The sequence below is a fragment of the Nocardiopsis synnemataformans genome (assembly GCF_965343085.1).
Classification (GTDB): domain Bacteria; phylum Actinomycetota; class Actinomycetes; order Streptosporangiales; family Streptosporangiaceae; genus Nocardiopsis; species Nocardiopsis alborubida.
This window is the reverse complement of record NZ_CBDRFA010000104.1, coordinates 17898-27265: the sequence shown is the minus strand read 5'-3', so window position 1 is coordinate 27265 and position 9368 is coordinate 17898. Positions and strand designations below refer to the sequence as shown.

Annotated in this window: 5 protein-coding genes and 1 pseudogene; 1 reads left to right on the top strand and 5 read right to left on the bottom strand. The window is 72.0% G+C overall.

The genetic code is table 11. From position 1 onward, the window contains the following. From ACSIH6_RS36160 to eccD, 5 genes and pseudogenes are all read right to left on the bottom strand, one after another. Positions 1 to 1427, bottom strand: a pseudogene (locus ACSIH6_RS36160) (AAA family ATPase); the annotation flags it as partial. A 137-nt stretch (positions 1428 to 1564) separates the two neighbouring features. Beyond that, positions 1565 to 1867, bottom strand: coding sequence for a WXG100 family type VII secretion target (locus ACSIH6_RS36155; protein WP_435112821.1), 303 nt, complete (start codon positions 1865 to 1867; stop codon positions 1565 to 1567). 61 nt (positions 1868 to 1928) lie between these two features. Beyond that, positions 1929 to 2249, bottom strand: a complete 321-nt coding sequence (locus tag ACSIH6_RS36150) for a WXG100 family type VII secretion target (protein ID WP_435112820.1) — start codon at positions 2247 to 2249, stop codon at positions 1929 to 1931. A gap of 22 nt (positions 2250 to 2271) precedes the next feature. Continuing rightward, a complete protein-coding gene (gene eccB / locus ACSIH6_RS36145; RefSeq protein ID WP_435112819.1) occupies positions 2272 to 3720 on the bottom strand; it encodes a type VII secretion protein EccB in 1449 nt (482 codons plus the stop codon). 1 nt (position 3721) lies between these two features. Further along, positions 3722 to 5140 carry a type VII secretion integral membrane protein EccD gene (gene eccD, locus ACSIH6_RS36140; protein WP_435112818.1) on the bottom strand — a complete coding sequence of 473 codons (1419 nt, stop codon included), beginning with the start codon at positions 5138 to 5140 and terminating at the stop codon, positions 3722 to 3724. A gap of 212 nt (positions 5141 to 5352) precedes the next feature. Between eccD and eccCa the strand changes: the two genes are divergently transcribed. Beyond that, a complete protein-coding gene (gene eccCa, locus ACSIH6_RS36135) occupies positions 5353 to 9315 on the top strand; it encodes a type VII secretion protein EccCa (RefSeq protein ID WP_435112817.1) in 3963 nt (1320 codons plus the stop codon). The last annotated feature ends 53 nt before the right edge of the window (positions 9316 to 9368 follow it).

Genomic DNA, 9368 nt, shown 5'->3' with positions numbered 1-9368 from the left:
GTGGTGTCGGAGTCGTCGCCTGTGTCGGGCTCGTGCTCGTCCCGGGGGGTCTCTCCCGTGACCGGAGGCGGGGCGGTGCCCACGGGCACGCCCGGAGCCCCGCCGCTGCCCGGGTCGGTCGCACCGGGGCGGTTGCTCTCCACGTGCTGGGGGGAGTCCTCGTCGCCGGGACGGTCGTGGTCGGAGGAGTCATCTTGATCGGGCGTGCCGGGCCCGTCACCGGGGCGGTCGTGGTCGGAGGGGTCTTCGTCGCCGGGCTCGCCGGGTCCGTCGCCGCCGGGACGGTCGTCTCCCTCCTCGTCGCCAGTGCCCTTCTCGTCATCGGTGCCCTCCTCACCGTCGAGGTCCTCGGACACGGTGATCAGACCGGTCTCGGGGTCGACCTCCACGTCCCCGCTGCCGGGATCGAGGGAGACCTCGCCCGTCTCGGGATCCAGGGTGAGCTTCAGGTCGCCGATCTCGATCGTGGTCGGCAGGCTCTCCTCGCCGTCACCGGAGCCGGTCGTCTCGATCCCGACGGTGCCCTCGGCCGGGTCGATGGTCAGACCCAGGTGTCCGGCCTCGACGGTGACCGGCGCCGCCTCGGGGTCGAGGGGCACGTTCCTGTCCCCGGGCTCGATGCTGATCGTGCCGGCGTCCGAGTCCAGGACGAACTTCAGCTCGCCCGCCTCGACGGTGGTGATCCCCGTCTCGGGGTCCAGGGTCACGACCGGCGCCCCGGGGATCTCGGAGCCGGTCTCGCCGAAGGCGGGGTCGTCGGCGTCGGCGGAGATGGGCTCCACACCGGGAATCGGCTCCGCGGCCTCGGTGACCCGGGAGGCCAGCGGCTCCAGCAGTTCGCCCTGTTCGACCTCCCCGGTTTCCAGCGGCTCCAGGGGATGGTCGGGCTCCGCGATGAGCATGGGTTCCAGCGGTACGGGCTCCGTGGCGGTCGTCTCGCCCTCGGGGACGGGCTCCGCGTTGGCGGGCACCCCGACTGTCCTGACCGCCGGTTCGACGGGGAGCGCCGGTGTCCCCTGGGAGAACGGCTCGAACAGGCTCTCCGCGTGGAGCTCCTGGTCGGACACGTCCCCGGACTCGGGTGCGGACACGGTGACGACGCGGGCGACCCCCTGGTCGGCGAACACGTGCGGGGAGGCGCTGTCACCGGACTGCTGCGTGCCGAACAGCATCACGCCGTCGTCGCCGACGCTCACCCTGGAGTCGCCCGGATCGAGTACCGCCTCCCGGGTGGCGGTGTCCACCTCGACCGAGGAACCGGCGTGCCGGAGCAGGAGCAGTCCGCTGGTCAGGTCCACGCTGATCGGAGCGGACTCCGACCGGTTCGTGTTGGTGTTCTGCTCCTGGAGGGTGGCCTCCTCGGTCTCGGTCGGATCCGGCTCCTCCCCGGAGAGGGCGGCACGGAAGTCGAAGAGGGGGGACTCCACGTCAAAGCCTCCTCACCGCCCGTAGGGCGGTCGTTCGTCTGGGTTGTGTCGGGGGCGGGGGATGGGGGTGATGCGGAGCGGGGCGGGCGGCCACGAGGGGAGTGGTGGGCCGCCCGCCCTGGGGGAGGGGGAGCGGACTACAGCAGCGCCTGCCAGTTCATGGCCTCGCGACTGTCGGTGGAGGAGTAATCGTTGCTGATTTCCTTCAGGGCGTTCTCGGCCTTGACCAGCAGGGTGTTCATGTCGGCGACGTTGTACTGCCAGGACCGGTACTTGTTCTGGTACTCCGTGAACATGGCGCCCTCGAGCTGACTCTGGAGGGACTGCATCGTCATGTTGAGCTGCTCGAGCTGGTTCTGTACCTTCACGGTCTGGGCGCGCAGTTCGTCGGTGACGTCGTTGACGTGGGCGTAAGTGACGCTGAAACCGTTGATGCTCATGGTCTCGCCTTCCGGAGAGGGTCGCGTGCGGGGTGGAAGCAGCTGACCGGCCTCAGCCGGACTAGTTCTGCGGGTTGAGCTCGTTCATCCATCGCGAACCGGCGATGATGTTGGCGTCCTCCGTGGAGTGCATCGCCTGGACGGTGCCGCCGAAGGTGCCGATCATGCGGTTCATGTCGTTGGTGATGAGCCGCAGCTCCTCCAACCAGCCGACGACCGCCTCGCTGTAGCTGTTGGAAGCCGCGCCCTGCCAGGAGGCGCGCAGCCTGTCACGCGCGCTGTCCACGCTGTTGTAGACCTCGTTGCACTTGGCGTGGGCCTCGCTCATGGCTTCCTGCGCTTGCCGTTCGCCATCATCCGTGGTCTGTGTCATCTGCGACATGGGATCTCCTCTGTGGGTTCCATCAGGGGCATCCGGCGTCCTCGACCATCGACGAGGGCGCCAGCGGGAGGGCGGCCGCCTCCGGGTCGAGCACCGGCCCGGAGGGCAGCAGCCGCAGCAGGGAGGTCGGGACCTGGACGGCCTGGGCCGTCTGGTAGCCGAGTGAGGTCAGAGCGGTCTCGTCGACCACCGGATACTTCGCCGCGCTGTCGGTGACGAGGTAGTGGGTGGTGGCGGTACCACCACCGCCGCCCACGGGCTGGGCGGCGGCGAGCGAGCCCCGGCCGGAGGCGATGCCGACCAGGTCGGGTGTCGGGCAACCGGGAGCGATGCCGGGCCGCTCCTGCACGGGCCACGCCTCCACACCGGCGGGGTCGTCCATGGTCACCGACAGCGAGCCGTCGGGGGCCAGCCGCAGGCACGGCACGCTCGCGCCGACGCCCACCAGCTCCGGCGGGGCCGCGGGGTGGCGTTCCTCGCGCGGGCCCTGGCCATCGGAGAGCCGGGCGTGTGCCTCGCCCGCGGGCAGGGGCAGCGCCTCGGCGGGAGCGTCGGGGTAGGCGGCACCCGAGACGTCCGGGTCGGCCAGCAGCAGCAGCGCGTGCGTCACGGAGAGCGGGACCAGACCGTCCCGGGTGAGCAGGTAGTGCTGGTCCTCCTGCCCGGGGGTGGACACCGCGAACACCTGCCCCACGCGCCGGGGCTCGCCCGCCATCTCGCCCGCGTCCTCACCGGCGCCCGGGACCTCGGGCGCGGTCAGGTCGGGGCCGGTGGGCACGGTGTTGAGGAACGCCGAGGTGACGGGCAGGGCGTCGCTCGTTCCGTAGCCGAGGGCCTGGACCGCGCCGCCCTCCTCGTCCAGGCGCAGGCGGGTGCCGTTCCAGAGCAGGTGCGGAGCGTCGTCCGGGCCGGACACGAGGACCGCCTGGCCGGCGGAGGGGGAGGCCGGGGCGGGGGCCGTGCCCACCACCAGGGCGGTGCGGCCCCGCTCGTCCTCCTCGCCCTCGGGCGGCAGCGCGCACACCCGCCAGACCGAATCCTCCAGACCCGCCTGCGTGGGCAGGGCGTCGGGCGCGCCCGCGATGCCGACGGGACCGCCCACGGGCACGCCCTCCAGGGAGTCGGCCGAGACCAGGCTCACGGCGGCGTCGGCGCCCTGGACCAGGCGGGCGGAGGCACCGTTGGCCACGGGGCGCAGCACCCCGGCCGAGTACAGGTAGGAGGCCCCGGTGTCGCGGTCCACGATCAGCCGCCCCTCCTGGCGCCAGCTGGTCGCGCCCCCGGGGAAGATGAGGCCGAACACGAGGAAGCCGATACACAGCACCGCGCCGATCGCGATGCCGATGTAGGTTCCGGTGCGGGTGCGGCGCATGGGGGCGTCGACCGCGTCGGGGTCGCCCTCCAGCATGGCCGTGCCCAGCCGGCCCACCGTGAAGTTGTGGGCCATCACCCTGTCGCGACGTGACTGCATGTCAGCCGCCGATTCCGCGCAGGAGCGAGAACACGCCGAAGATCGCCAGGACCAGGGGCACGATGGCCACGGTCAGCAGCGACTGGATGATCTCGGCGGCCCGGCCCCAGTGGGGCAGCGGTCGTGTGCCCGGAAGGTTCCACGACACCACCGCCAGGATCGCGGAGGCGGCGAACAGGCCCACCATGGCGAGCGTGCGGGGCAGGGGGTCGGCCGTCCACACCAGGACCAGGACCAGCGCGGTCAGACCGATCCAGGGCGGCGCGACCACGAAGGACCGCTGCCAGGCGCTGGCCAGACCGCGCGACTGGAGCAGCATCACCAGCGACACGATCACGCACAGCGTGATCGGCACCCACCCGGGGGAGGCGCCGAGCACGACCAGGCAGACCGTCAGGACGGCGCCGGTGGAGGCGTACAGGGCGGTCTGGAACCGGTCGGCCAGCGCGGCGCGGTCCAGGACCCCGCGCGCGGGGTAGGGGTCGATGCCCTCCTGGAGCTGGTCGGGGTTGGAGGGCAGCGGCGGCAGCTTCAGGCCGGAGAGGCGGAAGGCCAACTGGGGGGCGAACGTGCCCAGCAGCAGCGCGATGAGCGCCACCAGCGCCGCCACGGCCGGGACCGTGGCGCCGGGGATGAACATCAGACCCAGCGCGCCCAGCGCGCACAGTACTTCGGCGGTGAACAGGCCGGCGAAGAAGGGCACCGAGCCCGCCACGGCCGCCAGGCCGAGCACACTGGCCCCCGCCGCGGTCACCGAGCCCGTGAGCACGCGCGCTCCGGTCAGCGCGGTGCCGGGGTCGCCCGAGGGCACGGACGCGCCCGCCACCGCCATGTACAGGGTGGCCGCCGCGGCCAGGCCGGTGGCGGCGGCCAGGTCGCCCATGGCGCGCGAGGCGGCCCAGGCCGACAGCAGCATGAGGATCGAGGAGCAGGCCGCGGACACCGCGGTCAGCAGGCCGGGACCGCCGCTGACCAGGACCGCCAGGCCGGTGAACAGCACGACCATGCCCAGCGCCTGGAGCAGGACGCGCGTGGCCTCGGGGCGCCACCGGTCGGGGCGCTCGCCCATACCGGTCGCGACGCCGTCGGTCAGGTCGTCGAAGTGCACCGGCGGCAGCTGGTCGCGGCGGGGGCGCAGGTAGAGGGTCTCTCCGTGGCAGAGCCCCAGGGAGCGGAGGGTCTCGTCCTCCTCCAGGGGCTCGTCGCCCAGTTGCTGGAGGACCCAGCCGTCGTGCTCCAGTCCGCTCTCGTCAAGGTCCTCGCCGTTGTCGCCCTCGGCGTAGAGCACGAGGGTGGGCAGGATCTCGGAGAGGGGGACCTCCGTGGGCGCCGCGATCTCGAAGGAGCGCGCGGGGGCGCGGATCAGCAGTCGGCACAGGTCCGGGGAGGCGACATCGTTCATCCGGTGGGGGCCCATCATGAAGCGGGGTCGTGACAGGGGCGGAAGTGACGGTAACACTCCGACGACCCATTTTGGAGGTGTGTTGTTTTAAATTTTGGTGTCTGTCACTTTAGTTGGCAACAGTAGTGTTCTGCTTCCGGCGTCCGGTTCCGGACGCCGGTTACGGCCCCGTTCCGGTCCCGGCTTTCGGACCGTTCCCCGTTGTTCCCTGCAAGGGAGGACCCCGTCCTGTGAGTACGATCCTCGTCCGGCGCCCCCCGCGGCGCCCCGGACCGGACCTGCCCTCGGGCGAGGTCAGCCTCCAGGAGCCCCCGGAGCTACCCGAACCGCAGGCCAACGTTTCGTCGGTGTTCACCTACCTGCCGATGGCCCTGACGTCGATGGCGATGCTCATGATGATCATCCGCCCCGGCAGGATGGGGGACGGCAGCAGCATCATGCCCTACCTCGCGGGCGGCATGATGCTCGTGGGCGCCGTGGTCATGCTCGGCGGCCAGTACCTGCGCAGCATGCTGGAGCGCCGCCGCCAGCTCAACGACGACCGCCAGGACTACCTGCGCTACCTCAAGCAGATGCGCACCCGCCTGCGGGGCGTGGTCACCGAGCAGCGCGACGCGATGCTCTGGCGGGCGCCCCACCCCGACGCCCTGTGGTCGATCGTGCGCACCTCCCGGCTGTGGGAGCGCAGGGGGACCGACGACGACTTCGCCGAGGCGCGCATGGCCGTGGGCGAACAGGCGCTGTCCATGACCATCTCCCCGGTCTCCTCCAAGCCGGTGGAGGACCTCGAACCCCTCAGCGCCCACGCCCTGCGCCGCTTCATCCGCGCCTACGGCACCGTCGAGGACCAGCCGGTCCAGATCTACCTGCGCGGGTACTCCCGCATCACCATGCGCGGCGACCTGGACACCAGCCGGGGCCTCGTCCGGGCGCTCATCGGCCAGCTCACCGTCTTCCACGCCCACGACGAGCTGCGCGTGGCCGTGTGCACCTCCGACGAGTCCCTGTCCCTGTGGTCGTGGGCCAAGTGGCTGCCCCACAGCCAGCACCCCACCGCCCGCGACGGCGCGGGTCAGGCACGGCTGCTGTGCACGGACGCGATGGAGCTCGAACGGCTCGTCCCGGACCTGGCCGACCGCCCCCGCTTCGACCCCACCGCCGCCCCCAGCCGCGAGGAGCCCTTCACCGTCATCGTCGTGGACGGCGGGCGCATCCCCCCGGGGTCGCGCATGCTGGGCGGGGGCTACCGCAACGCCGTCGTCATCGACGTCGCCGACCCGATGCCCCCCGAGGACGACCCCTACACCCTGGCCCTGCGGGTGGAGACCGAACGCCTGGTGATGCTCTCCCGCGACAACAGCGGCCGCGACACCGAGGAGGTGCTGGGCCGGCCCGACACCCTGAGCCTGCCCCGCGCCGCCTCCCTGGGCCGCCTGCTCTCGCCCTACCGGATCGGCATGGTCGTCGAGGTCACCGAGCCGCTCACCACCGACTTCGAGCTGACCACGCTCCTGGGCATCCCCGACCTGCACCGGCACGACAGCGAGCGCATGTGGAGCGAGCTGCACGAGAAGGACCGGCTGCGCGTGCCCATCGGCATGAACTCCGACGGCGCGCCGCTGGAGCTGGACCTCAAGGAGTCCGCGCTGGGCGGCATGGGTCCGCACGGCATGCTCATCGGCGCCACCGGTTCGGGCAAGAGCGAGCTGCTGCGCACCCTGGTGCTCGGCCTGGCCCTGACCCACACCCCCGAGACCCTCAACTTCGTGCTCGTCGACTTCAAGGGCGGCGCCACCTTCATCGGCCTCGACAAGCTCCAGCACACCTCCGCGCTCATCACCAACCTCGCCGACGAGGCCATCCTGGTCGAGCGCATGCAGGACGCCCTGCACGGCGAGCTGGTCCGCCGCCAGGAACAGCTGCGCGCGGCGGGCAACTTCAGCTCCGCCCTGGAGTACGAGAGGGCCCGCGAGACCAACCCCGACATGGAGCCGATGCCCACGCTGTTCGTGGTCGTCGACGAGTTCAGCGAGCTGCTGGCCGCCCACCGCGACTTCATGGACCTGTTCGTGATGATCGGCCGCCTGGGCCGCAGCCTCGGCGTCCACCTGCTGCTGGCCTCCCAGCGCCTGGACGAGGGCCGCATGCACCAGCTGGAGGGCCACCTGTCCTACCGGATCGCGCTGCGCACCTTCTCCGCCATCGAGAGCCGGGGGGTGCTCGGCGTCCCCGACGCCCACCAGCTCCCCTCGGCCCCCGGCAACGGCTACCTCAAGACCGACACCGAGACCCTCACCCGCTTCAAGGCCGCCTACGTCTCCGGCCCCTACCGCGTCAAGCGCCGCGCCGCCCGCAGGAGCACGGTCGGCGGCGAGGTGGTGCTCTTCGCCGACACCGCCGTGGACGCGGCCGCCCCCGAACCCGAGGAGCCCGAGGTCCAGGTGGAGGAGACCAGCGAGTCCCTCCTGGCGACCGCGCTGGCGCGGATGGACGACCTCGGGCCCGCGGCCCGCGAGGTGTGGCTGCCCCCGCTGGAGGTGCCGCCGCTGGTGGGCGAGCTGCTCGCCATGGTCGGCACCCGTCTGCCCGAGGGCGGTCTGGCCTGGAGGAAGGAGACGACCCTGCGCGTGCCGCTGGGGATCATCGACCGCCCCTTCGAGCACAGGCGCCTGCCCCTGGTCGCCGACCTGTCCGGAGCCGGGGGACACGTCGGCATCGCGGGCGGCCCCCAGAGCGGCAAGAGCACCATGCTGGCCTCGCTCATCCTCACCCTCGCGGTGTGCAACACCCCCGCCCAGGTCCAGTTCTACGGGATCGACTGCGGCGGCGGCGTGCTGACCTCGCTCAAGGACCTGCCGCACGTGGGCAGCGTCGTCACGCGCACCGACGAGCGGCGCATCGTCCGCACCATCATGGAGATGAACGAGATCCTCACCAAGCGTGAGGTCTTCTTCGCCGAGCACGGCATCGACTCCATGGGCACCTACCGCAGGCGCCGCGCCGCCGGGGAGTTCGCCGACCAGCCCCACGGCGACGTCTTCCTCGTCATCGACGGCTGGGGCACCATCCGCCAGGACTACGCGGACCTGGTGGGCTCCATCGTCCAGATCGTGCAGCGCGGCCTCAACTACGGCGTGCACGTCGTGGTCGCCTCCCCGCGCTGGGCCGACTTCCACACCGGTATCCGCGACCTGATGGGCACCCGCTTCGAGCTGCGCATGGGCGACCCCGTGGACTCCATGGTCCACATGCGCGCCGCGCAGACCGTGCCCCGCGTGCCCGGCCGCGGCATCACCGACACCAAGCACCACTTCCTCACCGGTCTGCCCCGCGCCGACGGCAACGCCGACTCGGTCACGCTGTCCGAGGGCATGACCGAGCTCGCCGACCGCGTGCGCGCGGCCTGGGACGGGCCCTCCGCCCCGTCGGTGCGCACCCTGCCCCCGATGCTGCACGCCCGTGAGCTGCCCGGTTCCGAACTCACCAAGGCGAACGGCCTCAGGGTGCCCATGGGCCTGGAGAGCCGCCGGATGCAGCCGTTCTGGCACGACTTCGGCGTCACCCCGCACCTGCTCGTGGTCGGCGACACCGAGACGGGCAAGACCACGCTGCTGCGCCACATCACCAACGCGATCCGCGGCCACTACGGCCCCACCGACGCCCGGGTCGTACTCGCCGACCAGCGCCGCCAGCTCTACGACGCCGTGCCCAAGGAGATGCAGCTCGGCTACGCGGTGTCGGGCGAGAACGTCAAGGAGATGATGGCCGCCGCCGCGCAGGCCATGAAGGCGCGCCTGCCCGGGCCCGACATCACCCCCGACCGCATCCGCAAGCGCGACTGGTGGACCGGCCCCGAGCTGTTCGTCCTCATCGACGACTTCGAGATGGTCTCCGGAAGCGGTCCCAACCCGCTGACCCCGCTCCTGCCGATGCTCGGCCAGGGCGCGGAGATCGGCCTGCACGTGGTCCTCGTGCACGCCGCGGGCGGTTTCAGCCGGGCCTCCAGCGACCCCGTCATCCGGACGCTCATCGACTCCAACACGCCCAGCATCCTGCTGTCCGCCCCGCCCTCGGAGGGCATGATGTTCGGCAGCGTCCGGGCGCGGACGATGCCCGCGGGACGCGCCCTGTGGATCGCGCGCCGCGACCCGGTGGAAGTGCAGCTGGCCATCGCCGAGGGCGCCGAGGAGTGATGCGGGAACCAGCCCGCGCGGCGGGGCGCACGGCGCCGACCGCGCCGTGAGGG